This window comes from Pseudomonas sp. 18175 (assembly GCF_050432925.1).
Classification (GTDB): Bacteria; Pseudomonadota; Gammaproteobacteria; order Pseudomonadales; family Pseudomonadaceae; genus Aquipseudomonas.
On the sequence record NZ_JBKFTO010000006.1, the window covers coordinates 262,368 to 288,802 of the forward strand.

Annotated in this window: 21 protein-coding genes and 2 tRNA genes; 21 read left to right on the top strand and 2 right to left on the bottom strand. The window is 57.5% G+C overall.

Annotated elements, in window-relative coordinates:
* Nucleotides 1–8: 8 nt before the first annotated feature.
* From dapB to ACLD1Y_RS11025, 5 genes are all read left to right on the top strand, one after another.
* Entirely contained in the window at nucleotides 9–815 is an 807-nt protein-coding gene (dapB, locus tag ACLD1Y_RS11005; RefSeq protein WP_429478003.1) for a 4-hydroxy-tetrahydrodipicolinate reductase, read from the top strand.
* Nucleotides 816–1,074: 259 nt separating this feature from the next.
* Nucleotides 1,075–2,211, top strand: a complete 1,137-nt coding sequence (gene carA / locus ACLD1Y_RS11010; RefSeq protein ID WP_429478004.1) for a glutamine-hydrolyzing carbamoyl-phosphate synthase small subunit — start codon at nucleotides 1,075–1,077, stop codon at nucleotides 2,209–2,211.
* Nucleotides 2,212–2,316: 105 nt separating this feature from the next.
* Nucleotides 2,317–5,538, top strand: a complete 3,222-nt coding sequence (gene carB / locus ACLD1Y_RS11015; protein WP_429478006.1) for a carbamoyl-phosphate synthase large subunit — start codon at nucleotides 2,317–2,319, stop codon at nucleotides 5,536–5,538.
* A complete protein-coding gene (greA, locus tag ACLD1Y_RS11020; RefSeq protein ID WP_003235048.1) occupies nucleotides 5,535–6,011 on the top strand; it encodes a transcription elongation factor GreA in 477 nt (158 codons plus the stop codon). The genes carB and greA overlap by 4 nt, the downstream gene beginning before the upstream one ends.
* A gap of 28 nt (nucleotides 6,012–6,039) precedes the next feature.
* Nucleotides 6,040–6,444, top strand: a complete 405-nt coding sequence (locus tag ACLD1Y_RS11025) for an MFS transporter (protein ID WP_429478009.1) — start codon at nucleotides 6,040–6,042, stop codon at nucleotides 6,442–6,444.
* 9 nt (nucleotides 6,445–6,453) lie between these two features.
* On the opposite strand, the gene ACLD1Y_RS11030 is transcribed toward ACLD1Y_RS11025, so the two are convergent.
* Nucleotides 6,454–6,762, bottom strand: coding sequence for a YhbY family RNA-binding protein (locus ACLD1Y_RS11030; RefSeq protein ID WP_003176146.1), 309 nt, complete (start codon nucleotides 6,760–6,762; stop codon nucleotides 6,454–6,456).
* 106 nt (nucleotides 6,763–6,868) lie between these two features.
* On the opposite strand from ACLD1Y_RS11030, the gene rlmE reads away from it, so the two are divergent.
* The 16 genes from rlmE to ACLD1Y_RS11110 all read left to right on the top strand — a co-directional run bounded on the left by rlmE (nucleotide 6,869) and on the right by ACLD1Y_RS11110 (nucleotide 23,096).
* Nucleotides 6,869–7,519, top strand: coding sequence for a 23S rRNA (uridine(2552)-2'-O)-methyltransferase RlmE (rlmE, locus tag ACLD1Y_RS11035; protein WP_032862906.1), 651 nt, complete (start codon nucleotides 6,869–6,871; stop codon nucleotides 7,517–7,519).
* Nucleotides 7,520–7,719: 200 nt separating this feature from the next.
* Nucleotides 7,720–9,630: an ATP-dependent zinc metalloprotease FtsH gene (ftsH, locus tag ACLD1Y_RS11040; protein WP_429478012.1), complete on the top strand. Its 1,911-nt coding sequence runs from the start codon at nucleotides 7,720–7,722 to the stop codon at nucleotides 9,628–9,630.
* A gap of 8 nt (nucleotides 9,631–9,638) precedes the next feature.
* Entirely contained in the window at nucleotides 9,639–10,490 is an 852-nt protein-coding gene (gene folP / locus ACLD1Y_RS11045; RefSeq protein WP_429478014.1) for a dihydropteroate synthase, read from the top strand.
* 16 nt (nucleotides 10,491–10,506) lie between these two features.
* Nucleotides 10,507–11,844 carry a phosphoglucosamine mutase gene (gene glmM, locus ACLD1Y_RS11050; RefSeq protein ID WP_429478016.1) on the top strand — a complete coding sequence of 446 codons (1,338 nt, stop codon included), beginning with the start codon at nucleotides 10,507–10,509 and terminating at the stop codon, nucleotides 11,842–11,844.
* A 66-nt stretch (nucleotides 11,845–11,910) separates the two neighbouring features.
* Nucleotides 11,911–12,666, top strand: coding sequence for a triose-phosphate isomerase (gene tpiA, locus ACLD1Y_RS11055; RefSeq protein WP_429478018.1), 756 nt, complete (start codon nucleotides 11,911–11,913; stop codon nucleotides 12,664–12,666).
* Nucleotides 12,667–12,670: 4 nt separating this feature from the next.
* Nucleotides 12,671–13,054 (top strand): preprotein translocase subunit SecG, encoded by a 384-nt coding sequence (gene secG / locus ACLD1Y_RS11060; RefSeq protein WP_010206600.1) that lies wholly within the window; start codon nucleotides 12,671–12,673, stop codon nucleotides 13,052–13,054.
* A gap of 22 nt (nucleotides 13,055–13,076) precedes the next feature.
* A tRNA-Leu gene (locus tag ACLD1Y_RS11065) sits at nucleotides 13,077–13,162 on the top strand.
* Between the two features lie 96 nt (nucleotides 13,163–13,258).
* A tRNA-Met gene (locus tag ACLD1Y_RS11070) sits at nucleotides 13,259–13,335 on the top strand.
* Between the two features lie 140 nt (nucleotides 13,336–13,475).
* Nucleotides 13,476–13,934: a ribosome maturation factor RimP gene (gene rimP, locus ACLD1Y_RS11075; protein WP_003235029.1), complete on the top strand. Its 459-nt coding sequence runs from the start codon at nucleotides 13,476–13,478 to the stop codon at nucleotides 13,932–13,934.
* Nucleotides 13,935–13,981: 47 nt separating this feature from the next.
* Nucleotides 13,982–15,463 (top strand): transcription termination factor NusA, encoded by a 1,482-nt coding sequence (gene nusA / locus ACLD1Y_RS11080; protein WP_008057419.1) that lies wholly within the window; start codon nucleotides 13,982–13,984, stop codon nucleotides 15,461–15,463.
* Nucleotides 15,464–15,490: 27 nt separating this feature from the next.
* On the top strand, nucleotides 15,491–18,016 hold the full coding sequence (gene infB, locus ACLD1Y_RS11085; protein ID WP_429478021.1) for a translation initiation factor IF-2: 2,526 nt from the start codon (nucleotides 15,491–15,493) through the stop codon (nucleotides 18,014–18,016).
* A gap of 159 nt (nucleotides 18,017–18,175) precedes the next feature.
* Nucleotides 18,176–18,571 (top strand): 30S ribosome-binding factor RbfA, encoded by a 396-nt coding sequence (rbfA, locus tag ACLD1Y_RS11090; protein ID WP_003176137.1) that lies wholly within the window; start codon nucleotides 18,176–18,178, stop codon nucleotides 18,569–18,571.
* A gap of 3 nt (nucleotides 18,572–18,574) precedes the next feature.
* The gene (truB, locus tag ACLD1Y_RS11095) at nucleotides 18,575–19,492 is read left to right on the top strand and encodes a tRNA pseudouridine(55) synthase TruB (protein ID WP_003176136.1); all 918 of its coding nucleotides are present in this window, start codon (nucleotides 18,575–18,577) and stop codon (nucleotides 19,490–19,492) included.
* Between the two features lie 118 nt (nucleotides 19,493–19,610).
* A complete protein-coding gene (gene rpsO / locus ACLD1Y_RS11100; RefSeq protein WP_003177875.1) occupies nucleotides 19,611–19,880 on the top strand; it encodes a 30S ribosomal protein S15 in 270 nt (89 codons plus the stop codon).
* A gap of 194 nt (nucleotides 19,881–20,074) precedes the next feature.
* Nucleotides 20,075–22,180, top strand: a complete 2,106-nt coding sequence (pnp, locus tag ACLD1Y_RS11105) for a polyribonucleotide nucleotidyltransferase (RefSeq protein ID WP_429478025.1) — start codon at nucleotides 20,075–20,077, stop codon at nucleotides 22,178–22,180.
* 295 nt (nucleotides 22,181–22,475) lie between these two features.
* Nucleotides 22,476–23,096: a BON domain-containing protein gene (locus tag ACLD1Y_RS11110; protein WP_429478027.1), complete on the top strand. Its 621-nt coding sequence runs from the start codon at nucleotides 22,476–22,478 to the stop codon at nucleotides 23,094–23,096.
* 397 nt (nucleotides 23,097–23,493) lie between these two features.
* Here the strand turns inward: ACLD1Y_RS11110 and ACLD1Y_RS11115 are convergent, their stop codons facing one another.
* The gene (locus ACLD1Y_RS11115) at nucleotides 23,494–26,433 is read right to left on the bottom strand and encodes a DUF748 domain-containing protein (protein WP_429478029.1); all 2,940 of its coding nucleotides are present in this window, start codon (nucleotides 26,431–26,433) and stop codon (nucleotides 23,494–23,496) included.
* Nucleotides 26,434–26,435: the final 2 nt, after the last annotated feature.

Genomic DNA, 26,435 nt, shown 5'->3' on the forward strand with positions numbered 1-26,435 from the left:
ATATGAGTATGCGACGTATAGCCGTAATGGGCGCTGCCGGGCGCATGGGAAAAAACCTGATAGAAGCAGTGCAGCAGCGCTCGCCGGCCTCCGGGCTGACGGCGGCGATCGTTCGCCCAGGCAGCACGTTGATCGGTGCGGACGCAGGTGAGCTGGCCTCGCTGGGGCGCATCGGCGTGTCGTTGTCGGGTAGCCTGGAGCAAGTGGCGGACGAGTTCGATGTGCTGATCGACTTCACCCTGCCGGACGTGATGCTGAAAAACCTCGCCTTCTGTCGCAAGGCGGGCAAGGCCATGGTGATTGGTACCACGGGTCTTACGGCTGAGCAGAAACAGTTGTTGGTGGAGGCGGGCAGGGATATTCCGGTTGTGTTCGCTGCCAACTTCAGTGTCGGTGTGAACCTGTCGCTCAAGCTGTTGGACCTGGCGGCGCGCGTGCTGGGTGATGAGGCGGATATCGAAATCATCGAGACCCATCATCGTCATAAAATCGATGCGCCGTCGGGTACTGCGCTGCGCATGGGTGAGGCTATTGCCGATGCGCTGGGTCGTGACTTGTCGAAAGTCGCTGTGTACGGTCGTGAGGGTCATACCGGTGAGCGTGCGCGCGACACCATTGGTTTTGCGACCGTGCGTGGTGGTGATGTGGTGGGTGATCACACCGTGCTGTTCGCTACCGAGGGCGAGCGCCTGGAGATTACGCACAAGGCATCCAGTCGCATGACCTTTGCCAAGGGCGCGGTACGTGCTGCGCTGTGGTTGGAAGGTCGCGAGCCGGGCCTGTACGACATGCGCGATGTGCTGGATCTGCACTAATCAGTAGCTAAAACGGGGCCTCAGGATTATCCTAAGACCCCGTTTTTACCCGCTAAGCGACGTCCTGTCGCATTCCCCTGCCTTTTCGGCTCATTAGCGGTGGACCAAAAAAGCCTTTTTCTGTAAGCTACAGCTTTAGTGTGTCCACTAAAAGCGCGCAGAATAATTCAGTGAACAAGCGGGGTGACGTGTCCATACGTCACTCCGCTTTTTTACAACCTGCGATCGCCCTTTCAGGCTTTATTTACGGGAGGTCTTCTTGACTAAGCCAGCCATACTCGCCCTTGCTGATGGCAGCATTTTTCGCGGCGAAGCCATTGGAGCCGACGGTCAGACCGTTGGAGAGGTGGTGTTTAACACCGCCATGACCGGCTATCAGGAAATCCTTACCGATCCTTCCTACGCCCAACAGATCGTTACCCTGACCTATCCGCACATCGGCAACACCGGCACTACGCCGGAAGACGTCGAGTCTGATCGTGTCTGGTCGGCCGGCTTGGTCATTCGTGACCTGCCACTGGTTGCGAGCAACTGGCGTAACACGATGTCGCTGTCCGATTACCTGAAAGCCAACAACGTTGTGGCAATCGCCGGTATCGATACGCGCCGCCTGACACGCATCCTGCGTGAAAAGGGTTCGCAGAACGGCTGCATTATGGTCGGTGACAACATTTCCGAAGCCGCAGCCATCGCTGCCGCACAGGGCTTCCCAGGCCTGAAAGGCATGGACCTGGCGAAAGTCGTCAGCGTCAAAGAGAAGTACGAGTGGCGCTCCACTGTCTGGGACTTAAAGACTGACAGCCACGCGACCATCGAAGCCGCTGACCTGCCATACCACGTCGTGGCCTACGACTACGGCGTGAAGTACAACATCCTGCGTATGTTGGTCGAGCGCGGTTGCCGCGTCACCGTAGTGCCGGCGCAAACCCCGGCCAGCGACGTGCTCGCGCTGCAACCGGACGGCGTGTTCCTGTCCAACGGCCCAGGCGATCCTGAGCCGTGCGACTACGCCATCCAGGCGATCAAGGAAGTGCTGGAAACCGAGATTCCGGTATTCGGTATCTGCCTCGGTCACCAACTGCTGGCCCTGGCCTCCGGCGCCAAGACCCTGAAAATGGGTCACGGTCACCACGGTGCCAACCACCCCGTGCAAGACCTGGACACCGGCGTTGTGATGATCACCAGCCAGAACCACGGTTTTGCGGTAGATGAAGCAACCTTGCCGAGCAACGTGCGCGCCATTCACAAGTCGCTGTTCGACGGTTCCCTGCAGGGTATCGAGCGCACCGACAAGAGCGCGTTCAGCTTCCAGGGCCACCCTGAAGCCAGCCCGGGCCCGAACGACGTAGCACCGCTGTTCGACCGTTTCATCAATGAGATGGCCAAGCGACGCTGACTGAGTGGCCTGCGGGCGGCCCCGAACTTCGGTGGCCCCCGCAGGCTCTTCAAAGATTGTTCAAGACGGCTTGCCGACTGACCTGCGGATTTGAGTGACAAACCCATGCCAAAACGTACAGACATAAAAAGCATCCTGATTCTCGGCGCTGGCCCGATCGTTATCGGCCAGGCCTGTGAGTTCGACTACTCCGGCGCCCAGGCCTGCAAAGCCCTGCGCGAAGAGGGCTACCGCGTCATCCTGGTGAACTCCAACCCGGCCACCATCATGACCGACCCGGACATGGCCGATGCCACCTACATCGAACCGATCAAATGGCAGACCGTTGCCAAGATCATCGAGAAAGAGCGTCCGGACGCGCTGCTGCCAACCATGGGTGGCCAGACCGCCCTGAACTGCGCCCTGGACCTGGAGCGCGAAGGCGTCCTGGAAAAATTCGGCGTAGAGATGATCGGCGCCAATGCCGACACCATCGACAAGGCTGAAGACCGTTCGCGTTTCGACAAGGCCATGAAATCCATCGGCCTGGCGTGCCCGCGCTCCGGTATCGCCCACAGCATGGAAGAAGCCAATGCGGTCCTTGAGACCCTGGGCTTCCCGTGCATCATCCGTCCGTCTTTCACCATGGGCGGCACCGGTGGCGGTATCGCTTACAACCGTGAAGAGTTCGAAGAAATCTGCGCCCGTGGTCTGGACCTGTCGCCGACCAAAGAGCTGCTGATCGACGAATCCCTGATCGGCTGGAAAGAGTACGAGATGGAGGTTGTCCGCGATAAGAAGGACAACTGCATCATCGTCTGCTCCATCGAAAACTTCGACCCGATGGGCGTGCACACCGGTGACTCGATCACCGTGGCTCCAGCACAGACCCTGACCGACAAGGAATACCAGATCCTGCGTAACGCCTCCCTGGCGGTATTGCGCGAGATCGGCGTGGAAACCGGCGGCTCCAACGTTCAGTTCGGCATCTGCCCGGACACCGGCCGTATGGTCGTGATCGAAATGAACCCGCGTGTTTCCCGTTCGTCGGCCCTGGCTTCGAAAGCTACCGGCTTCCCGATTGCCAAGGTCGCGGCCAAGCTGGCTGTGGGTTACACCCTGGACGAGCTGTCGAACGACATCACCGGCGGCAAGACCCCGGCGTCCTTTGAGCCGTCCATCGACTACGTTGTGACCAAGCTGCCACGTTTTGCCTTCGAGAAATTCGCCAAGGCTGACGCGCGCCTGACCACTCAGATGAAGTCTGTGGGTGAAGTTATGGCCATCGGCCGTACCTTCCAGGAATCTCTGCAGAAAGCCCTGCGCGGCCTCGAAGTGGGTGTTTGCGGTCTGGACGAGAAGCTTGACCTGAGCAACCCAGAAAGCATGAGCGTGCTCAAGCGCGAGCTGACCGTGCCGGGCGCCGAGCGTATCTGGTACGTGGCTGACGCATTCCGCGCAGGCATGACCGTCGAAGACATCTTCGGCATGAACATGATCGACCCGTGGTTCCTAGTACAGATCGAAGATCTGATCAAGGAAGAAGAGAAGGTCAAGACCCTGGGTCTGGCCAGCATCGACCGCGACATGATGTTCCGTCTCAAGCGCAAAGGTTTCTCCGATCAGCGTCTGGCCAAGCTGCTGGGTGTGACCGAGAAGAACCTGCGCACTCATCGCCACAAGCTGGAGATCTTCCCGGTCTACAAGCGCGTTGACACCTGCGCCGCCGAGTTCTCCACCGACACCGCCTACCTGTACTCCACCTACGAGGAAGAGTGCGAAGCTGCGCCGTCGGGTCGCGACAAGATCATGATCCTGGGTGGTGGTCCGAACCGTATCGGCCAGGGTATCGAGTTCGACTACTGCTGCGTACATGCCGCTCTGGCCCTGCGTGCAGACGGGTATGAGACCATCATGGTCAACTGCAACCCGGAAACTGTTTCCACCGACTACGACACCTCCGACCGCCTGTACTTCGAACCGGTAACCCTGGAAGACGTGCTGGAAATCGTGCGCGTCGAGAAGCCGAAAGGCGTGATCGTCCAGTACGGCGGCCAAACCCCGCTGAAACTGGCCCGTGCCCTGGAAGCTGCTGGCGTACCGATCATCGGTACCAGCCCAGACGCCATCGACCGTGCCGAAGACCGCGAGCGCTTCCAGCAAATGGTTGAGCGCCTGAACCTGCGTCAGCCGCCAAACGCTACCGTGCGCAGCGAAGACGAGGCCATCCGTGCAGCCAGCAAGATCGGCTACCCGTTGGTGGTGCGTCCGTCCTACGTATTGGGCGGTCGTGCGATGGAAATCGTCTACGAAGAAGAAGAGCTCAAGCGTTACCTGCGTGATGCGGTGAAAGTGTCCAACGACAGCCCGGTGCTGCTGGATCACTTCCTCAACTGTGCCATCGAAATGGACGTGGATGCTGTCTGCGACGGTACCGACGTGGTGATCGGCGCGATCATGCAGCACATCGAACAGGCGGGCGTTCACTCCGGTGACTCCGCATGCTCGCTGCCGCCGTATTCGCTGCCGGCGCACATCCAGGACGAGATGCGTGAACAGGTTAAGAAAATGGCCCTGGAGTTGGGCGTGGTCGGCCTGATGAACGTACAGTTGGCGCTGCAAGGCGAAGACATCTACGTCATCGAAGTCAACCCGCGCGCTTCCCGTACCGTGCCGTTTGTTTCCAAGTGCATCGGTGTCTCCCTGGCCATGATCGCTGCCCGCGTGATGGCTGGTAAGACCTTGAAGGAAATCGGCTTCACCAAGGAAATCATTCCGAACTTCTACAGCGTGAAAGAGGCGGTATTCCCATTCGCCAAATTCCCTGGTGTGGACCCGATCCTGGGCCCAGAGATGAAGTCCACCGGTGAAGTGATGGGCGTGGGCGATACCTTCGGTGAAGCGTTCGCCAAGGCTCAGATGGGCGCCAGCGAAGTGCTGCCGACCGGCGGTACTGCGTTCATCAGCGTACGTGATGACGACAAGCCACTGGTTGCAGGCGTAGCCCGTGATCTGATCAACTTGGGCTTCGAAGTCGTGGCCACTGCCGGGACCGCCAAGCTGATCGAAGCTGCCGGCCTGAAGGTGCGTCGCGTGAACAAGGTGACGGAAGGCCGTCCGCACGTGGTCGACATGATCAAGAATGACGAAGTCACGCTGATCATCAACACCACCGAAGGTCGCCAGTCGATCGCGGATTCCTACTCCATTCGTCGTAACGCCTTGCAGCACAAGATCTACTGCACCACCACCATTGCTGCTGGCGAAGCCATCTGTGAAGCGCTCAAGTTCGGTCCGGAAAAGACCGTGCGTCGCTTGCAGGATCTACACGCAGGATTGAAGGCATGACCAAATACCCAATGACCGTCCAGGGCTTCAAGGCCCTGGAAGAGGAGCACGCCCATCTGACCAAGGTCGTCCGTCCGAAGCTGAGCCAGGACATCGGTACGGCCCGTGAGTTGGGTGACTTGAAGGAGAACGCCGAATACCACGCTGCTCGTGAGCAGCAGGGTATGGTTGAGGCGCGGATCCGTGACATCGAAGGCCGCCTGCAAAACTCGGTGGTTATCGATGTAACGACCATTCCGAAGACCGGCAAGGTGATTTTCGGCACCACCGTGGAAATCGCCAACGTTGAAACCGACGAAAGCGTGGTCTATCACATCGTGGGTGAAGACGAAGCTGACTTTAAGCTCGGCAAGATCTCCGTTGGTTCGCCGCTCGCCCGCGCCTTGATTGCCAAGGAAGAGGGTGACGTGGTGGCTGTGAAGACGCCGGGTGGCGTGATCGAGTACGAGATTGTCGAAGTTCGTCACGTCTGAAAGGCGGCGCCCGCTCCGTGCGGGCGCCATGCTTTGGCAGCTCTCCCAGATGCTTTGGGTGGGCGGCCTGTGGTTGCTGCACATTGGTGTTTTGCCGGCGCTGGGCCTGATTGGCCTGGCACCGTTGTTGATCGATGAGATCGACGGATTACTGAGCGCGTTGCTGGTGGGTTTTGCAGCGGCGTGCGTGATGATCCAGGCGTTGGTGCTGGTCAAGGCCGAGGGCTTGGGGAGTCTGTGGCGGGATATTCGCGGGCAACTGCTGTTGATGGCGCTGTATGCATGTGCAATGTATTGCATCGTGCATGTCTGGCTGCCGGAAGCGTTGCGCTGGCAGCTATTCAGCTATCTTGTGCTAGGGTTCTCCGGTTTGGTGCTGGTTATGCAGCCGGCGCCAGGGTGGAGTGGCAGGGCGCGCGAAGCACGCCCGTGACCCTTTGAATCATTTGAAGCGATGAACGTTCGACAGTTGCTTGTTGACGCTGAAGTTCTTGCGATACAGCAGCGCCATCTTGCCGATGACCTGGACCAGGTCCGCTTTGCCTACCTTGCACAGTTCTGCAACGGCAGCCAGGCGTGCTTCGCGGTCAAGGATGTTGACCTTGATCTTGATCAGTTCATGATCGTTCAGCGCGCGTTCGAATTCGGCTAACACACCTTCAGTCAAACCGTTGTCTGCCACAATCAGAACTGGTTTCAGATGGTGGCCAATGGATTTGTACTGTTTCTTCTGCTCTTGAGTGAGCGGCATAATCTGACCCCTGCGTCTGATCTTGTAAAAAGCGGCGGCCAGTTTACCCGAGCGAGTCCGGGACCGCCCAGTTAATCACGACCCGTTTTATTTTTCGAGGTGGCCCGTGGCCCGTTCCAAAACTAGCCTTAAGTGGCTGCAAGAGCATTTCAACGATCCTTACGTCAAAAAGGCGCAGAAGGACGGTTACCGTTCCCGGGCCAGCTACAAGCTGCTGGAGATCCAGGACAAGGACAAGTTGATTCGTCCAGGCATGAGCGTTATCGATCTTGGTGCGGCCCCCGGTGGCTGGTCCCAGGTGACCAGTCGTCTGATTGGTGGGCAAGGTCGACTTATTGCTTCCGACATCCTTGAGATGGATAGCATCCCGGACGTGACCTTTGTTCACGGTGACTTTACCCAGGACGCGGTACTCGCCCAAATCCTGGAGGCTGTGGGAAATTCGCAGGTAGACCTTGTGATTTCCGACATGGCCCCCAATATGAGTGGATTACCGGCCGTCGATATGCCGCGTGCCATGTTCCTTTGCGAGCTGGCGCTGGATTTGGCGGGTCGGGTGTTGCGTCCCGGTGGCGATTTCCTGGTGAAAGTCTTCCAGGGTGAAGGTTTTGACGAGTACCACAAGAACATCCGAAAGCTGTTCGATAAGGTGCAGACGCGCAAACCAGACTCTTCCCGAGACCGCTCCAGAGAGCAATACCTGCTGTGCCGTGGCTTCCGTGGCGTCGAAGGCGCGGCGAGTGAAGAGCGTTTTTGAGAAAGTTGAGGAGGGCGATAGGTTTTTTTATGTCGCTTTCGTCACGAAGCTTTACGAATATTGTGTAGTCAAAGTTTCACAAAGGGTTACAGACGGCGCCTGCCAGAGTTGTAGGTAATGTAGTAAGTTAGGCCGGTGAATATCATGCGAAGCGCGCGCCAGTAGCGGAGCTTGCTTCAGAGGGTAGTTAATTGAACGATATGGCAAAGAATCTGATCCTGTGGTTGATCATCGCGGCTGTCCTGGTGACGGTGATGAACAACTTCTCCAGCCCTAACGAGCCGCAGACCCTCAACTATTCCGACTTCATCCAGCAAGTTAAGGATGGCAAGGTCGAGCGCGTAGCGGTTGATGGCTACGTGATCACCGGCAAACGCAACGATGGCGACAGCTTCAAGACCATTCGTCCGGCAATCCAGGACAACGGTCTGATCGGCGACCTGGTGGATAACCACGTGGTTGTCGAAGGCAAGCAGCCTGAGCAGCAAAGCATCTGGACCCAACTCCTGGTGGCCAGCTTCCCGATCCTAGTGATTATTGCCGTGTTCATGTTCTTCATGCGCCAGATGCAAGGTGGCGCGGGAGGCAAGGGCGGGCCGATGAGCTTTGGCAAGAGCAAGGCGCGCCTACTCTCCGAAGATCAGGTGAAGACCACCCTGGCTGACGTTGCTGGTTGCGACGAAGCCAAGGAAGAGGTTGGCGAACTCGTAGAGTTCCTGCGTGATCCGGGTAAGTTCCAGCGCCTGGGTGGCCGTATTCCTCGCGGCGTGCTGATGGTCGGTCCTCCGGGTACCGGTAAAACCTTGCTGGCCAAGGCGATTGCCGGCGAAGCCAAGGTGCCGTTCTTCACCATTTCCGGTTCTGACTTCGTTGAAATGTTTGTAGGTGTTGGTGCCAGCCGGGTTCGCGATATGTTCGAACAGGCTAAAAAGCACGCGCCATGCATCATTTTCATCGATGAAATCGACGCCGTTGGTCGCCATCGTGGCGCCGGCATGGGCGGTGGTCATGATGAGCGTGAGCAGACTCTTAACCAGTTGCTGGTTGAGATGGACGGCTTTGAAATGAATGACGGTATCATCGTTATCGCTGCGACCAACCGTCCTGACGTGTTGGACCCGGCTCTGCTGCGTCCAGGCCGCTTTGACCGTCAGGTCGTAGTGGGTTTGCCGGATATTCGTGGTCGCGAACAGATCCTGAAAGTTCACATGCGCAAGGTGCCTATGGGTGACGACGTGGCTCCGGCCGTGATCGCTCGTGGTACTCCGGGGTTCTCCGGTGCCGACCTGGCCAACCTGGTCAACGAGGCTTCGCTGTTTGCAGCCCGTACCGGCAAGCGCATTGTTGAAATGAAAGAGTTCGAACTGGCCAAAGACAAGATCATGATGGGCGCCGAGCGCAAGTCCATGGTTATGTCCGAGAAAGAAAAGCAGAACACCGCGTATCACGAAGCCGGTCACGCCATTGTTGGTCGCGTTGTGCCTGAGCATGACCCGGTTTACAAGGTGTCGATCATTCCTCGCGGTCGGGCATTGGGTGTCACCATGTTCCTGCCGGAAGAGGACCGCTACAGCCTCTCCAAGCGTGCACTGATCAGCCAGATCTGCTCGCTCTACGGCGGTCGTATTGCGGAAGAAATGACCCTCGGCTTTGACGGTGTGACTACCGGTGCTTCCAACGACATCATGCGTGCCAGCCAGATTGCGCGGAATATGGTGACCAAGTGGGGTTTGTCGGAAAAACTCGGTCCTTTGATGTATGCTGAGGAGGACGGTGAGGTATTCCTGGGTCGCGGTGGTGGCGGTCAAAGCGCCAGTTTCTCCGGTGAGACGGCTAAGCTGATCGACTCCGAAGTGCGCAGCATCATCGATCAGTGCTATGGCACGGCGAAACAGATTCTGACGGATAACCGTGACAAGCTGGATGCCATGGCTGATGCGCTGATGAAGTACGAGACCATCGATGCCGATCAAATCGACGACATCATGGCGGGTCGTGCGCCTCGTGAGCCGCGCGATTGGGAAGGCGGTTCCGGAACTTCTGGCACCCCGCCAGTGGTTCAGAATGAACGCCCAGAAACCCCTATCGGCGGCCCGGCAGCTGACCATTAAGGTTTGAAATGACTTCTGCGTTGTCCTCCACCCGGTTGCCTTGCGGCAATCGGGTTCTTGATTTGGCCCATGCGCATGTCATGGGCATTCTTAATGTAACCCCCGATTCTTTTTCAGACGGCGGCCGTTTTAGCCAGCTTGATGCAGCGTTGCGTCACGCCGAGGCAATGGTGGCGGCTGGCGCGACCTTGATAGATGTCGGTGGCGAGTCGACCCGGCCCGGCGCTCGCGTTGTTTCTCCGTTGGAGGAGCTTGAGCGAGTGGCGCCGATCGTTGAGCGAATTGCCCGTGAGTTGGATGTGATCATCTCGGTAGATACTTCTACACCGGCAGTGATGCGTGAAACTGCACGCCTAGGTGCTGGGTTGATCAATGATGTGCGCTCTCTCCAGCGCGATGGCGCCCTTGACGCCGCCGCAGCTACTGGTTTGCCGGTGTGTCTGATGCATATGCTGGGCGAGCCCGGCAATATGCAGGACAGCCCGCACTATGATGATCTTGTTGGCGAGGTGAGCGGTTTTCTTGCCGAGCGTGTCGCTCAGTGCGCCACGGCGGGAATTTCTGCTGAGAAGATCATCCTCGATCCTGGCTTTGGCTTCGCCAAGACCCTGCAACACAACTTGAGCCTGTTCAAGCACATGGAATCCCTGCATGCCCTTGGTCGGCCGCTGTTGGTCGGTGTTTCGCGCAAGAGCATGATAGGGCTGGCCTTGAATCGCCCAGTGGGTGAGCGGCTGTATGGTGGCCTTGCCTTGGCGGCGCTTGCCGTGACCAAGGGGGCGCGCATCTTGCGGGTGCACGATGTTGCCGAGACCGTGGATGTGGTGCGCATGATTGCCGCCGTAGAATCTGCCGAATAAGAATGAAGGAGCACTTATGACTAAGAAATACTTTGGTACCGATGGTATCCGGGGTCGTGTCGGCGAGTTTCCGATTACTCCTGATTTCATGCTTAAGCTGGGCTGGGCGGCAGGAATGGCGTTCCGTAGCATGGGCGCGTGCCGCATCCTGGTAGGTAAGGACACCCGGATTTCCGGGTACATGTTTGAATCTGCACTGGAGGCCGGTTTGTCCGCTGCGGGGGCTGATGTCATGTTGCTGGGGCCGATGCCGACACCGGCGATCGCCTACCTGACGCGTACCTTTCACGCTGAAGCCGGTATTGTGATCAGCGCTTCGCATAATCCTCATGATGATAACGGCATCAAGTTTTTCTCTGGCCAAGGCACCAAGCTGCCGGACGAGATCGAGTTGATGATCGAGGAGTTGCTGGATGCGCCGATGACGGTGGTGGAGTCCAGCAAGTTGGGCAAGGTCTCGCGAATCAATGATGCTTCCGGCCGATATATCGAATTTTGCAAAAGCAGCGTGCCTACCAGCACCAATTTTGCAGGCCTCAAGATCGTTGTCGACTGCGCTCACGGTGCGACCTACAAGGTTGCTCCAAGTGTGTTCAAGGAGCTGGGGGCGGATGTCACCGTGTTGTCGGCTCAGCCTAACGGTTTGAACATCAATGAGAACTGCGGCTCTACTCATATGGAGCAATTGCAGGCAGCGGTTCTGGCTGAACATGCCGACCTGGGGATTGCCTTTGATGGGGACGGCGACCGAGTCCTGATGGTGGATCACACGGGTGCGGTGGTGGACGGTGATGACTTGTTGTTTATCATCGCTCGCGATTTGCATGAGCGTGAAAAGCTGCAAGGCGGTGTCGTCGGTACCTTGATGAGCAACCTTGGGCTGGAGTTGGCCCTGGCTGATCTCGGGATTCCATTTGTGCGTGCAAACGTCGGTGACCGTTACGTGATCGCTGAGCTGCTGGAGCGCAATTGGCAGGTAGGTGGCGAGAACTCAGGGCATGTCGTCTGCTTCCAGCACACCACTACCGGTGACGCGATTATTGCTGCGTTGCAGGTGTTGTTGTCGTTGCGCCGTCGCGAGGAGAGCCTCGCCCAGGCGCGTCAGGCGTTGCGTAAGTGCCCACAGGTTCTGCTGAACGTGCGCTTTGCAGGCGGCGAAAACCCGATCGAGCACCCGGCTGTCAAAGAGGCGTGCGAGCGTGTGACCCTTGCAATGGCGGGGCGTGGGCGGGTGCTGTTGCGCAAGTCCGGCACAGAGCCTCTGGTGCGCGTTATGGTCGAAGGTGATGACGAAATACAGGTTCGCGGCCACGCCGAAGACCTGGCAAAACTGGTAACTGAAGTTTGCGCCTGAATTCGGCTTGCCAGTGATGATGTGGTTGGGTAACATCTGCGCCCACTTTGACCGACGAGGTACAGCATGCGTCGCACTATGGTAGCTGGTAACTGGAAGATGCACGGTACCCGCGCCAGTGTCGCTGAGCTGATCAATGGCCTTCGTCACTTGGCCTTGCCGAGCGGTGTTGATGTTGCGGTTTTCCCGCCTTGCTTGCATATCAGCCAAGTGGTTGATGGCTTGAAAGGCAAGTCGATTCAGGTCGGCGCGCAGAACTCCGCGGTGGAGCCAATGCAAGGTGCGTTGACGGGTGAGATTTCGCCGAGTCAGCTGGTCGATGCGGGTTGTTCCTATGTGCTTGTCGGGCACTCCGAGCGCCGTCAGATGGTGGGCGAGCGTGATGGGACACTCAATCGCAAGTTCGCAGCGGCACAGGCTTGTGGCTTGATTCCAGTGTTATGCGTAGGGGAGACCTTGGCGGAGCGCGAATCGGGCAAGACTCTTGAAGTTGTCTCGCGTCAGCTGGGCAGCATCATCGAGGAGCTGGGTGTTGGTGCGTTTGCAAAGGCAGTAATTGCTTACGAGCCGGTCTGGGCCATTGGTACCGGGCTGACTGCTACACCGCAACAGGCGCAGGATGTGCACGCAGCCATCCGCGCGCAGTTGGCGGCAGAGAATTCTGAAGTCGCACAAGGTGTGCGTCTTCTATACGGCGGCAGCGTGAAGGCGGCCAATGCGGTCGAACTGTTCGGCATGCCGGATATCGATGGGGGGCTCATTGGTGGAGCTTCCCTGAATGCAGATGAGTTCGGTGCGATCTGTCGCGCCGCGGGAAACTGAAAAAATGCTGGAAACAGTCGTAGTCGTTTTTCATCTGTTGGCTGCCCTGGGCGTAGTTGCCCTGGTTTTGTTGCAACAGGGTAAAGGTGCGGATGCTGGTGCGTCTTTCGGTGCAGGTGCTTCAAATACTGTGTTCGGAAGCCAAGGTTCCTCTACCTTTCTTAGTAAGTTTACTGCTATACTTGCCGCCGGTTTCTTCATAACCAGCTTAGGGTTAGGTTACTTTGCTAAAGAGAAAGCTCATGTGCTGACTCAAGTAGGTTTACCAAACCCAGCAGTGTTGGAAGTACCAAAAGCAAAACCGGCTTCTGATGATGTCCCGGTGCTTCAAGAGCAAAAGTCGGCTACTCCAGCGACTGACGTACCTCCAGCTCAAGAGCAAAAGTAAGAAGGGTTGTAAACGCTGTATTGCCGAGGTGGTGGAATTGGTAGACACGCAACCTTGAGGTGGTTGTGCCCATAGGGTGTAGGGGTTCGAGTCCCCTTCTCGGTACCAATTATCAGGAGAGCCCGCTGTTGCGGGCTTTCTTGTAGGTGGAAGGTTACATTGACCCTGCAAGGGATCGGTCGTATACTTCCGCCCCAGCTTTGTCGCGGGGTGGAGCAGTCTGGTAGCTCGTCGGGCTCATAACCCGAAGGTCGTCGGTTCAAATCCGGCCCCCGCAACCAGTTTTAGCGGAGCCCCTTTTAAGGGGCTTTTTGTTAGCTGGACACTTTCAACGCCGCTGTTCGACGGCGTTTCAAGGATGGGCGTTTCGCCCATTTTTTTATTTTGCACAGCATGCACATACATGCACGAGGGGGTTCAGGTGTCGAGCAAGCTAGAAGAGTTGCAGGCCTTGCTGGCCCCGGTGGTCGTGGCCCTAGGCTATGAATGCTGGGGTATTGAGTTTTCGGCTCAAGGTCGCCACTCAATGTTGCGCGTTTATATCGATAAAGAGGGCGGCGTGCTGGTGGACGATTGTGCCATTGTCAGCCGTCAGATCAGCGGTGTCCTGGATGTTGAAGATCCGATTTCCGTTGAATACACCCTCGAAGTTTCCTCGCCAGGCATGGAACGCCCACTGTTCACTATTGATCAGTTTGCAAAATTTGCCGGTGAACAAGTGAAGATCAAGCTGCGGTCTCCCTTTGAAGGGCGACGCAACTTTCAGGGCCTTCTGCGCGGTGTAGAAGAGCAGGATGTCGTGGTGCAGGTAGAAGACCATGAGTTCCTGTTGCCGATCGATATGATCGACAAGGCCAACATTATTCCCAGTTTTGACTGAGACGCGGATCCCGCGGATCCAATGGCTTGCGAAAGGCGAGGCGTACGATGAGCAAAGAAGTACTGCTGGTTGTTGAGTCGGTATCCAATGAAAAGGGCGTACCGGCAAACGTGATTTTTGAAGCGCTGGAGCTGGCCCTGGCCACTGCTACCAAAAAGCGTTTTGAAGACGAAGTTGATCTGCGTGTGGAAATCAACCGCCACACCGGTGCCTATGAGACTTTCCGTCGCTGGACGGTCGTTGAAGAAGCCGATCTTGATGATCCGGCCATCGAAACCTGGCCAAGCAAGGTTGCCGAAACGCACCCTGGCGCCAAGGTCGGTGATGTCGTTGAAGAAAAGATCGAGTCGATCGAGTTCGGCCGTATTGCTGCACAGACCGCCAAGCAGGTCATCGTGCAGAAGGTTCGCGAAGCCGAGCGCGCTCAAGTCGTTGACGCTTATCGCGAGCGCCTGGGTGAAATCATCTCTGGCACCGTGAAAAAAGTCACCCGCGACAACGTGATTGTCGACCTGGGCAACAACGCTGAAGCGTTGCTGGCCCGTGAGGACATCATTTCTCGCGAAACCTTCCGTGTTGGCGTGCGTCTGCGTGCGCTGCTCAAGGAAATCCGCACCGAGAACCGCGGCCCTCAGTTGATCCTGTCGCGTACCGCGCCGGAAATGCTGATCGAGCTGTTCCGTATTGAAGTGCCGGAGATCGCCGAAGGCCTGATCGAAGTCATGGCTGCGTCCCGCGACCCGGGTTCACGCGCCAAGATCGCGGTTCGCTCCAAAGACAAACGCATCGACCCGCAAGGCGCTTGCATCGGTATGCGCGGTTCGCGCGTCCAGGCAGTGTCGGGCGAGTTGGGCGGTGAGCGTGTGGACATCGTCCTGTGGGACGATAACCCGGCGCAGTTCGTGATCAACGCCATGTCGCCGGCTGAAGTGGCGGCAATTATCGTTGACGAAGATGCCCATGCAATGGACATCGCCGTTGGCGCAGACAATCTGGCTCAGGCCATTGGTCGTGGTGGTCAGAACGTGCGTCTGGCCAGCCAACTGACCGGTTGGACCCTGAACGTGATGACCGAATCGGACATCCAGGCTAAGCAGCAAGCTGAAACCGGTGACATCCTGCGCAACTTCATCGACGAGTTGGAAGTCGACGAAGACCTGGCACAGGTGCTGGTAGATGAAGGCTTCACCAGTCTGGAAGAGATTGCCTACGTACCGTTGGAAGAAATGCTCAACATCGACGGCTTTGACGAAGACACCGTCAACGAGCTTCGCGCTCGGGCCAAGGATCGTTTGTTGACTAAAGCCATCGCTACTGAGGAAAAGCTGGCAGACGCCCATCCGGCCGAAGACCTGCTCTCGCTTGAGGGTATGGACAAGGATTTGGCGATGGAACTGGCGGTGCGCGGCGTAATTACCCGCGAAGACCTGGCCGAGCAGTCTATTGACGATCTGCTCGACATCGACGGCATTGACGATGATCGTGCCGGCAAGTTGATCATGGCCGCCCGAGCCCATTGGTTCGAGTAACTAGGCGCGGCCTGAGGAGAGAAGTGCATGACGCAAGTCACGGTGAAACAACTGGCCGATGAGGTCAAAACACCGGTAGAGCGCCTGTTGCAGCAGATGCGTGAGGCAGGTCTGCCGCACACCGCCGCCGATGAAGGTGTGAGCGATAGTGAGAAGCAGTCTTTGCTGACTCACTTGAAGAGCAGCCACAAGGCGAAAGTGGAAGAACCGCGCAAGATTACATTGCAGCGCAAAACCACCAGCACCCTGCGTGTTGCTGGTAGCAAGAGCATCAGCGTTGAAGTACGTAAGAAGAAAGTCTTCGTACAGCGCAGCCCGGAAGAAATCGAAGCCGAGCGCAAACGCGAGCTGGAAGAACGTCGCGCAGTAGAAAATGCTGCTCGTCAGAAGGCTGAAGAAGAAGCCAAGCGCCGCGCCGAAGAAGAAGCGCGTCGCCAGCCTGCTGCTGCGCAACCTGCTACTGCTGAAGCAGTAGCCGCGCCAAGCGCCCCAGTTGAAGCTGTGCGTGAGGCCGCTCCGGTTGCCGCTGCACCAGCGCCTGCTGCTGACGCTCGCAAGCGTGACGAACCTCGTCGCCCAGACAAGCCACGTGCAGACGATAACAATCGTCGCGGCGGTGGCGGCGATGGCGAGCGTAAAAACGCTCCGCATCGTGCCTCGGTCAAAGAGAAAGCGCCTGCTCCGCGCGTTGCCCCACGTACTACCGACGAAGAAAGCGATGGCTTCCGTCGTGGTGGTCGCGGCAAGGCCAAGCTGAAAAAACGCAACGCCCACGGTTTCCAGAGCCCAACCGGCCCTGTCGTGCGTGAAGTGAAGATCGGCGAGACCATCACTGTTGGCGATCTCGCCCAGCAGATGTCGGTCAAGGCAGCTGAAATCATCAAGTTCATGTTCAAGCTGGGCACTCCAGCCACCATCAACCAGGTACTGGATCAGGAAACTGCCCAACTGGTTGCTGAGGAGCTGGGCCACAAAGTGACCCTGGTCAGCGACACCGCCCTGGAAGATTCCTTGGCCGAGTCCCTGAAGTTTGAAGGTGAGGCAGTTTCCCGTGCTCCGGTTGTGACCGTAATGGGCCACGTTGACCACGGTAAAACTTCCCTGCTCGACTACATTCGTCGTGCCAAGGTTGCTGCTGGCGAAGCCGGTGGTATCACCCAGCACATCGGTGCGTACCACGTTGAAACTGACCGTGGCATGGTGACGTTCCTCGACACCCCTGGTCACGCCGCGTTTACCGCAATGCGTGCCCGTGGTGCCAAGGCGACTGACATCGTGATCCTTGTGGTTGCAGCCGACGACGGCGTGATGCCACAAACCATCGAAGCCGTTCAGCATGCCAAGGCAGCTGGCGTTCCGTTGGTAGTTGCTGTGAACAAAATCGACAAGCCGGGCGCCGATCTCGATCGCATCCGTAGCGAACTGTCGGTTCACGGCGTGACATCCGAAGAGTGGGGTGGTGACACTCCATTCGTACCAGTCTCCGCGAAGATGGGTACTGGCGTTGACGAACTGCTTGAAGCTGTTCTGTTGCAAGCCGAAGTGCTGGAACTGACTGCTACTCCATCGGCTCCTGGCCGTGGTGTTGTGGTTGAATCCCGCCTCGACAAGGGCCGTGGCCCGGTTGCGACCGTTCTGGTTCAAGACGGTACCCTGCGCCAAGGCGACATGGTCCTGGTCGGTTCGAACTACGGCCGTGTACGTGCCATGCTCGACGAGAACGGCAAGCCAATCAAGGAAGCAGGTCCTGCTATCCCGGTCGAGATCCTCGGCCTGGACGGTACCCCGGACGCTGGCGACGAGATGAGCGTGGTTGCCGACGAGAAGAAAGCCCGTGAAGTGGCTCTGTTCCGTCAAGGCAAGTTCCGTGAAGTCAAACTGGCTCGTGCTCACGCAGGCAAGCTGGAAAACATCTTCGAGAACATGGGCCAGGAAGAGAAGAAGACGCTTAACATCGTCCTCAAATCTGACGTACGTGGTTCTCTCGAAGCGTTGAACGGCGCCTTGAACGGCCTGGGTAACGACGAAGTGCAAGTGCGCGTTGTCGGTGGCGGTGTCGGTGGTATCACCGAGTCCGACGCCAACCTGGCACTGGCTTCCAACGCTGTACTGTTCGGCTTCAACGTGCGTGCCGATGCTGGCGCTCGCAAGATCGTCGAGCAGGAAGGCCTGGACATGCGTTACTACAACGTCATCTACGACATCATCGAAGACGTCAAGAAAGCCCTCACCGGCATGCTTGGCAGCGACGTTCGGGAGAACATCCTGGGTATCGCCGAGGTGCGTGACGTGTTCCGCTCGCCGAAATTCGGTGCGATCGCCGGTTGCATGGTTGTCGAAGGCACCGTGTACCGTAACCGTCCAATCCGTGTACTGCGTGAAGACATCGTTATCTTCGAAGGCGAGCTGGAATCCCTGCGCCGCTTCAAGGATGACGCTTCCGAAGTGCGTGCCGGCATGGAATGCGGTATCGGCGTCAAGAGCTACAACGACGTCAAGGTTGGCGACAAGATCGAAGTCTTCGAGAAGGTTCAGGTTGCTCGCAGCCTCTAACTCGCACACTTCCGGAGCCACGCGGCGCGTGGGCATGCAAATGCCCCGCGCAGCGTACGGACTCTAAACGCAACGCCCGGTCTGGCTTTTGTCAGGCCGGGCGTTTGCCGCTTTCAGACCCCACGGGTTTCACCGTGTGGCAGTAACAGGTAACAAGACATGGCAAAAGAATACAGCCGTACCCAACGTATCGGCGATCAGATGCAGCGCGAGCTGGCCCAACTGATCCGTCGCGAAGTCAAAGACCCGCGCGTTGGCCTGGTCACCATCACCGCGGTTGAAGTGAGCCGTGACGTGGGTCACGCCAAGATCTTCATCACCGTGATGGGGCAGGACAACAGCGAAGAAATCGCGCAAAGCATCAAGGTGCTCAACTCGGCCGCAGGTTTCCTGCGCATGCAGTTGGCCCGTGAAATGAAGCTGCGCAGCGTGCCTCAGTTGCACTTTCATTACGACGAGAGCGTCGTGCGTGGTGCGCATCTGTCGGCATTGATCGAGCGCGCCGTGGCGGAAGACAGCCAGCACCCGTCCACACCTGAAGACGCCAAGGAGTAAGCGGTGGCTCAGGTCAAACGTATCCGTCGCAACGTCAGCGGCATCATTCTGCTCGATAAACCCATTGGTTTTACCTCCAATGCGGCGTTGCAGAAGGTCCGCTGGCTGCTCAATGCCGAGAAGGCCGGGCACACCGGCAGCCTCGACCCCCTGGCCACTGGCGTACTGCCATTGTGCTTTGGCGAGGCCACCAAGTTTTCGCAATACCTGCTCGATTCCGACAAGGGTTACGAAACCCTGATGCAACTGGGCAAGACCACTACCACGGCCGACGCCGAAGGTGATGTTTTACAGGTTCGCGACGTGACCGTTGGTCGTGCTGATATCGAGGCTGCTTTACCCGCTTTTCGTGGGCAAATCAGTCAGATACCGCCGATGTACTCGGCACTAAAGCGGGATGGGCAGCCTCTTTACAAGCTGGCACGTGCGGGCGAAGTAGTGGAGCGTGAACCGCGTTCTGTTACTATTGCGCGCTTGGAATTGCTCGCCTGTGAAGGTGACACCGCACGCTTGGCCGTGGACTGCAGCAAAGGCACTTATATCCGTACCCTGGTGGAAGATATTGGTGAACAGCTCGGTTGCGGCGCGTACGTTGCAGAACTGCGGCGCACACAGGCCGGCCCTTTCACCCTGGCCCAGACGGTCACGCTGGAAGAGTTGGAAGCGGTGCACGCCGAAGGTGGCAACGAAGCGGTTGATCGCTTCCTGATGCCGTCCGACAGCGGTTTGCTGGATTGGCCATTGCTGCACTTTTCGGAGCACAGCGCGTTCTACTGGCTCAACGGCCAACCGGTACGCGCTCCGGATGCACCGAAGTTCGGTATGGTGCGGGTACAAGATCACAACGGTCGCTTTATCGGTATCGGTGAAGTGAGCGAAGACGGGCGCATCGCGCCGCGTCGACTGATTCGGTCAGAATGACCGAACGAGGGTGGCTGTTAACAGGCACGGTCACTTCCTCATTTTTAGATACAGGGATTTGTCCCTGGCCTGTTGAAGCTGTTTCTTTGAAACAGTTTCCTGATAAAAGGATTGCCTCATGGCTCTCGACGTTCAAGAAAAAGCACAAATCGTTGCTGACTATCAGCAAGCTGTTGGTGACACTGGTTCGCCAGAAGTGCAAGTTGCACTGCTGACCCACAACATCAACAAGCTGCAAGGTCACTTCAAGGCCAACGGTAAAGACCACCACTCCCGTCGTGGTCTGATCCGCATGGTAAACCAGCGTCGTAAGCTGCTGGACTACCTGAAAGGCAAGGATCTGGGTCGTTATCAGACTCTGATCGGTCGCCTGGGTCTGCGTCGCTAATAAGCGATTGCGCTAGAGGTTGGTTGTCTGCCGTGTGTCAGTGGGATTCCCGCTGGCCCATGGCAGGCTCCCAGCCTCAAGTTTTATCTGGATACACGTTTTACCCTGGACGAGGGTTGGGCCGATTCCCAGCATTGCCCAAGAATTTCGCAAGAAGACAAGTTCCCCAAGAGCCACAAAGAAGGTAGGACACCGTGAACCCGGTTATCAAAAAATTCCAGTTCGGTCAGTCGACCGTTACCCTCGAGACAGGCCGCATCGCCCGTCAAGCCTCCGGCGCAGTGCTGGTTACCGTTGACGACGACGTTACCGTACTGGTGACCGTTGTTGGCGCAAAGACCGCTGACCCAAGCAAAGGCTTCTTCCCTCTTTCTGTTCACTACCAGGAAAAAACTTACGCTGCCGGTAAGATCCCTGGCGGTTTCTTCAAGCGCGAAGGCCGTCCTTCCGAGAAAGAAACCCTGACTTCCCGACTGATCGACCGTCCGATCCGTCCGCTGTTCCCAGAAGGCTTCATGAACGAAGTGCAGGTTGTCTGCACCGTCGTTTCCACCAGCAAGAAGACCGATCCGGACATCGCTGCGATGATCGGTACCTCGGCTGCCCTGGCTATCTCCGGCATTCCTTTCGATGGCCCGATCGGCGCAGCCCGCGTTGCTTTCCACGAAAGCACCGGCTACCTGCTGAACCCGACTTACGAGCAACTGAAAGCATCGAGCCTGGACATGGTCGTTGCCGGTACTTCGGAAGCCGTTCTGATGGTTGAGTCGGAAGCCAAAGAGCTGACCGAAGACCAAATGCTGGGCGCCGTACTGTTCGCCCACGACGAGTTCCAGGCTGTTATCAAGGCTGTCACCGAGCTGGCTGCCGAAGCTGCCAAGCCTACTTGGGCTTGGGCTCCACAAGCCGAAGCCACCGAGTTGCTGGGCGCTATCCGCTCCGAGTTCGGCGCTGCCATCTCCGACGCCTACACCATCACCGTCAAGGCTGACCGTTACGCTCGCCTGGGCGAGTTGAAGGACCAGGTTGTAGCCAAGCTGTCCGGTGAAGAAGGCCAGCCTTCCTCCAGCGAAGTCAAAGCTGCTTTCGGCGAGATCGAATACCGCACCGTTCGCGAAAACATCGTAAACGGCAAGCCACGTATCGACGGCCGCGACACCCGCACCGTACGTCCGCTGGACATCGAAGTCGGCGTTCTGCCGAAGACTCACGGTTCGGCGCTGTTCACCCGTGGTGAAACCCAGGCCCTGGTAGTTGCGACCCTGGGCACCGCCCGCGACGCACAGCTGCTGGACACCCTGGAAGGCGAGAAAAAAGACCCGTTCATGCTGCACTACAACTTCCCTCCGTTCTCGGTGGGCGAGTGTGGTCGCATGGGGGGCGCTGGTCGCCGCGAAATCGGTCACGGCCGTCTGGCGCGTCGTTCGGTACAGGCCATGCTGCCTGCAGCTGACGTATTCCCGTACACCATCCGTGTTGTGTCGGAAATCACCGAGTCCAACGGTTCCAGCTCCATGGCTTCCGTTTGCGGTGCATCCCTGGCACTGATGGACGCTGGTGTGCCGATGAAGGCGCCGGTTGCCGGTATCGCCATGGGCCTGGTTAAAGAAGGCGAGAAGTTCGCCATCCTGACCGACATCCTGGGTGATGAAGACCACCTGGGCGACATGGACTTCAAAGTAGCCGGTACCGCCAAAGGTGTTACCGCGCTGCAGATGGACATCAAGATCAAGGGCATCACCGAAGAGATCATGGAAATCGCCCTGGGCCAAGCCCTGGAAGCGCGCCTGAACATCCTCGGCCAGATGAACCAGATCATTGGTCAGTCCCGTACCGAGCTGTCGGAAAATGCTCCGACCATGATTGCGATGAAAATCGACACCGACAAAATCCGTGATGTTATCGGTAAAGGCGGCGCGACTATCCGTGCGATCTGCGAAGAGACCAAGGCTTCGATCGATATCGAAGACGACGGTTCGATCAAGATCTTCGGCGAAACCAAGGAAGCGGCTGAAGCTGCACGTCAACGCGTTCTGGGTATCACCGCTGAGGCCGAGATCGGCAAGATCTACGTGGGTAAGGTTGAGCGTATCGTCGACTTCGGCGCATTCGTCAACATCCTGCCGGGCAAAGACGGTCTGGTTCACATCTCCATGCTGAGCGACGCTCGCGTTGAGAAAGTGACCGACATTCTGAAAGAAGGCCAGGAAGTGGAAGTACTGGTACTGGACGTGGACAACCGCGGCCGTATCAAGCTGTCCATCAAGGACGTAGCAGCAGCCAAGGCTTCGGGCGTTTAATCACCCCAAGGCTTACGCTGAATAAAAGGACTCTTCGGAGTCCTTTTTTTATGGGGCCAGGAAAGTGAAGTGAAATCAGCCGTTTACACCCAGGCAAAAGCCGCAACTTGCATGCAAGCACGATGGGGTTCATGCAAGTTGCACGATTCTGAAAATCGATGTTTTTTATAAGTTATTGTTTTATATAGGTTTTATGGGTGTTAAAGACTTGGCACAGCGCCTGCAACATCCCTGTTAACGCTGCAGCATCAAGGTTTAGTCACTGCAGACTTTTAATAAAACAGGAGTTACACGTATGAAGAAGTTCGCATTCGCTACTGCTACCGCTCTGACCCTGGCCATGGCTGCTAACGTAGCCTTTGCTCAAACTTCCCAAGCGCCTATGACTCTGGCCTCTGGTGAAGTGACCAAAGCCAAGGAGTCCACCTCGGACACTTGGATCACCACTAAGGTCAAAGCTGATCTGCTGACGGAAAAAGGCATTCCAGGTTCGGACATCAAGGTCGAAACCAACAAAGGTGTAGTGACCCTGTCCTCTGACGTAGAGATCTCGGAGTCGCAGAAAGCGACGGCTGTAGCGATCACCAAGAAAATCAAAGGCGTGAAAGCTGTTTCTGCTGACAGCCTGTATGCCGGTGGCGCCTACAAAGCTGACAACGTAGACAAAACCAAGGTCGCAGCCGCTGACGCTAAAGGCGCTACGTCCGATACCTGGATCACCACCAAAGTGAAGGCTGATCTGGTTACCGAAAAAGGCATCCCTGGCACCGACATCAAAGTTGAAACCAACAAAGGTGTAGTTTCCCTGTCGTCGACTGCTCCAGTGACCGAAGCGCAGAAAACCACGGCGGTGAACATCACCAAGAAAATCAAAGGCGTTAAAGCTGTATCGGCCGATGGCCTGAAAGCAGAGTAACGCTTCACTTATCGCTTTGAACCAAGCGTCGGCGGCAACGAGTGAGCTAGATATCCACTCAATGCACCTCACGTGTTCATGCGATCGATCACAGGGATGTGGTCACTACAGGCCCCGGCATTCGTGTCGGGGCCTGTTTTTTTGTGGTTGGAGGAAAGATGTCGGGATAATTGGGGGCCAATGTGGGAGCGGGCTTGCTCGCGAAGGCGGAGTGTCAGCTAACGAATTAGTCGACTGAATCACCGCATTCGCGAGCAAGCCCGCTCCCACATTTAGAACTGTATTGTCTGGACGCTATTCAGCATCCAGATGCAACGGTGTCACCACGCTGCCATCTTTCTCAGCCTGCCCCAGGTTGGCATCAATGAAGTACACCCGGTCATCTTCCAGCTGGCCTTTATCCACCAGATAGTCCTTGATTGTGCTGGNCCAGATGCAACGGTGTCACCACGCTGCCATCTTTCTCAGCCTGCCCCAGGTTGGCATCAATGAAGTACACCCGGTCATCTTCCAGCTGGCCTTTATCCACCAGATAGTCCTTGATTGTGCTGGCACGGTCTTGACCCAGTTGACGCAGTAGCACATCACTGGTGCTCCAGAACTTGATCACGCCGTCACGCAGCTTCGCGGCACGCTCGTCATCGCTCAGGTCTTTCCATTCGGCCGGTGGCTGCTGTTTCAAGCGTGTACGGTAGATGCCTTCAAGCAACGGTGCTTTTTCCTTCTCCGGCACCACAAGTAACGACGCCTGGGCTGGAACCTTCTCCCCTCGGCGCTGAAGAATCTTGTAGTAGTTGTACTGGTATTCCCGCTCCAGGCGCTCAGCCGCCAGGAATGGACCGTCGCTGCTGGCAGCGGCAGTGCCTTCGATTTCCAGGCGCAGGGCAGGGCGTTCTTTCAATGCTTTGGCCAGGGTGTTCAGGGCGCCTTCGGCGTCTTTGCTCAAGGCGCTCGAGCCCGGGGCGAAGGACACGTTGCCAAGGTCTTCTGCGCCACCTCCGGTAATCAGCCCGCCAATGAACTTGAACGGTGCCGTGGCCGCGCGCACCACCAGGTTACGTAGGGTTTGCCACACAATCGGCATCACGCTGAATTGCGGGTTATTCAAGTCACCCGTTACTGGCAGTTCAATGGAAATTTTGCCGTCGCTGTCTTTGAGCAGTGCAATCGCCAGGCGAATCGGCAAGTCCACAGCGTCGGCACTGTCGACTTTCTCGCCCAGTTGCAGTTGCTCGACCACCACTTTGTTTTCGGCCTTCAACTGGCCCTTGGTGATCACGTAATGCAGGTCGAGGTTAAGACGGCCCTTGCGGATACGGAACCCGGCGAACTTGCCGGAGTAGGGCGTAAGCGTAGTCAGCTCGACGCGCTTGAAGCTGGTGGCAATATCCAGTGCCGCCATCGGGTCAAAGGGGTTCACGCTGCCCTTGATGGTCACCGGTGCATAGCGGTCAACCTTACCCTTGATATCGACGCTAGCTGGCTTGGCCTGACGGCTGTCGATGGTGCCGATTTGCCCGTTGAGTTGTTGGATCGCGGTGGCAAAGTTGGGCGTGAGGCTGAAGTCGGCGAAGTTCGCCGAACCGTCGTTGATCGCAATCTGCCCGATACGTATACCCAATGGCTTTTCATTGCTGGCAGCTTTTGGACCTTTGTCGGGTGGTTGTGGAATCAGCAAGTCATCGACGTTGGTGGTGCGGTCATCATTGATCATGAAGCGTGCATAGGGTTGCAGCAGGTTGACCTTGTCGATCGACAGGCTGTCGCCGTGCTGATAGTTCAAGCCCTCCACCACCACGCGCTGCCATTTGACGAAGTCGCGAGTCTTGAGGGTGTCGAGGGTGTGCAGTTGATCGACCTGTGCCCGGCCTGTGACCTGGAGCTTGAGTGGCTCAGTGCTCTTGAGGTTCACATCCAGGTTGCTGCCGAGCATGCCGCTGCGCAGTTCCAGGCGAATGAACGGGCTGATATAGGACTGTGCCACGCGAAGGTCGATGTCCTGAGTGGTCACTTTCAGCTTGGCGCTGACCGGGTTGAGGTTGACCTCGCCGGTGGCTGCGATCTTGCCCTGTTTGCCCAGGCCGCTGTCGATCTTGAGGGAAAACGGGCTCTGGTTGAGGCTATCGAAGTTCTGTACATCGACATTCAACGGCCCCAGTTCCAACGCGACTGCAGGCTTGGCCTGACGGTCCGCCAAGTGCACCTGATAGTTGCGCAGTTGCACATCCTTGAGCAGCACTTGCCAAGGTTTGCTCGGGGCGGCAGGTGCGGGTTTTGGAGAGTCGGCGGTGGCCGGTGCCGTGGCTGGCTCCGGCGCCTGGGCCGGTTTGCTCGGTTGGCTGGCGAACAGTTTCTGCCAGTCCAGTTGCCCATCGGCTTCGCGGGCGGCCCAGGTTTCCAGCTTATTGCTGCGGATCTTGCCGACCACCACTTGTTGCTTGGCCAGGTCCACGGTGGTTTCGCTGACGTCCAGACGCTCCAGGCGTACCAGGGGCCGACCATCGGGGGCCTTGATGGCAAACGGTGCGATGCTGGCGGCGGTGTTGGTCAGGTTCAGCTCGGTCTCTTTGGCCAGGCTGAACTTATATTCGGTACTGAAATTGAGCACGCCATCTTCAAGCACCAATGGCAATGCATCGCGCACGTACGGCCACCAGGCCTTCATCTTGCCGTCGGTGACTTTCAGCGTGCCTTCGGAGGTGATCGGCACCAGGCTGAAATTGCCCTTCCAGTCGATCTGCCCACCTTCCGGGCCTGCGGCGACCAGAGTCATGTCCGCATTGTCTTCGGGCAAGGTGCTGAGGTTTTTCAGCTCGAAATCGAGTTTGTCGTAGAGAAATTCAATGGGTTCGCTGGGGCGCAAGTCTTCGAAGTGCACATAGCCGCCGGCCAGCTTGATGCCGTCGATACGCAGCGGGAAGGGTTTGGCGTCAGGATTGGCCGGGGTTGGCTCGCTGGGCGGCAGCTTGAACAGCTGCGCCAGGTTCAGTTGGCCTGACTTGTCGAACCGCACTTCAGTCTTGGGCTGGTCCAATTGCACATCGGCCAAGTGCAGCGCGCGCGTCCACAAGCTGTCGATCTGCAGGTTGGCATAGAGACGCTCAAAACCCACCTGCTCCTTGCCAGGCTCGCCGATTTTCAAGCCCCATACCGTCAGTTCCAAGCTGAACGGGTTGAGCTCGATACGCTCGATGCGCGCTGGCACCGTGGCGTAATTGGCCAGTTGCTGATTGGCAATGCGAAGGGCAATGCCGGGCAAAATCAGGAAGCCCAGCAGGCTGTACAGAGCAACTGCGGTCAACAAGGCGCCGATGGCGCGAATCAATCCTTTGGGCATGG

Coding starts and splice junctions, on each gene's coding strand:
- rbfA (WP_003176137.1), top strand. CDS start 18,176: ATGGCAAAAGAATACAGCCGTACCCAACGTATCGGCGATCAGATGCAG.
- ACLD1Y_RS11110 (WP_429478027.1), top strand. CDS start 22,476: ATGAAGAAGTTCGCATTCGCTACTGCTACCGCTCTGACCCTGGCCATG.
- nusA (WP_008057419.1), top strand. CDS start 13,982: ATGAGCAAAGAAGTACTGCTGGTTGTTGAGTCGGTATCCAATGAAAAG.
- secG (WP_010206600.1), top strand. CDS start 12,671: ATGCTGGAAACAGTCGTAGTCGTTTTTCATCTGTTGGCTGCCCTGGGC.
- ftsH (WP_429478012.1), top strand. CDS start 7,720: ATGGCAAAGAATCTGATCCTGTGGTTGATCATCGCGGCTGTCCTGGTG.
- folP (WP_429478014.1), top strand. CDS start 9,639: ATGACTTCTGCGTTGTCCTCCACCCGGTTGCCTTGCGGCAATCGGGTT.
- glmM (WP_429478016.1), top strand. CDS start 10,507: ATGACTAAGAAATACTTTGGTACCGATGGTATCCGGGGTCGTGTCGGC.
- carB (WP_429478006.1), top strand. CDS start 2,317: ATGCCAAAACGTACAGACATAAAAAGCATCCTGATTCTCGGCGCTGGC.
- rpsO (WP_003177875.1), top strand. CDS start 19,611: ATGGCTCTCGACGTTCAAGAAAAAGCACAAATCGTTGCTGACTATCAG.
- ACLD1Y_RS11025 (WP_429478009.1), top strand. CDS start 6,040: ATGCTTTGGCAGCTCTCCCAGATGCTTTGGGTGGGCGGCCTGTGGTTG.
- infB (WP_429478021.1), top strand. CDS start 15,491: ATGACGCAAGTCACGGTGAAACAACTGGCCGATGAGGTCAAAACACCG.
- tpiA (WP_429478018.1), top strand. CDS start 11,911: ATGCGTCGCACTATGGTAGCTGGTAACTGGAAGATGCACGGTACCCGC.
- ACLD1Y_RS11030 (WP_003176146.1), bottom strand. CDS start 6,762: ATGCCGCTCACTCAAGAGCAGAAGAAACAGTACAAATCCATTGGCCAC.
- dapB (WP_429478003.1), top strand. CDS start 9: ATGCGACGTATAGCCGTAATGGGCGCTGCCGGGCGCATGGGAAAAAAC.
- greA (WP_003235048.1), top strand. CDS start 5,535: ATGACCAAATACCCAATGACCGTCCAGGGCTTCAAGGCCCTGGAAGAG.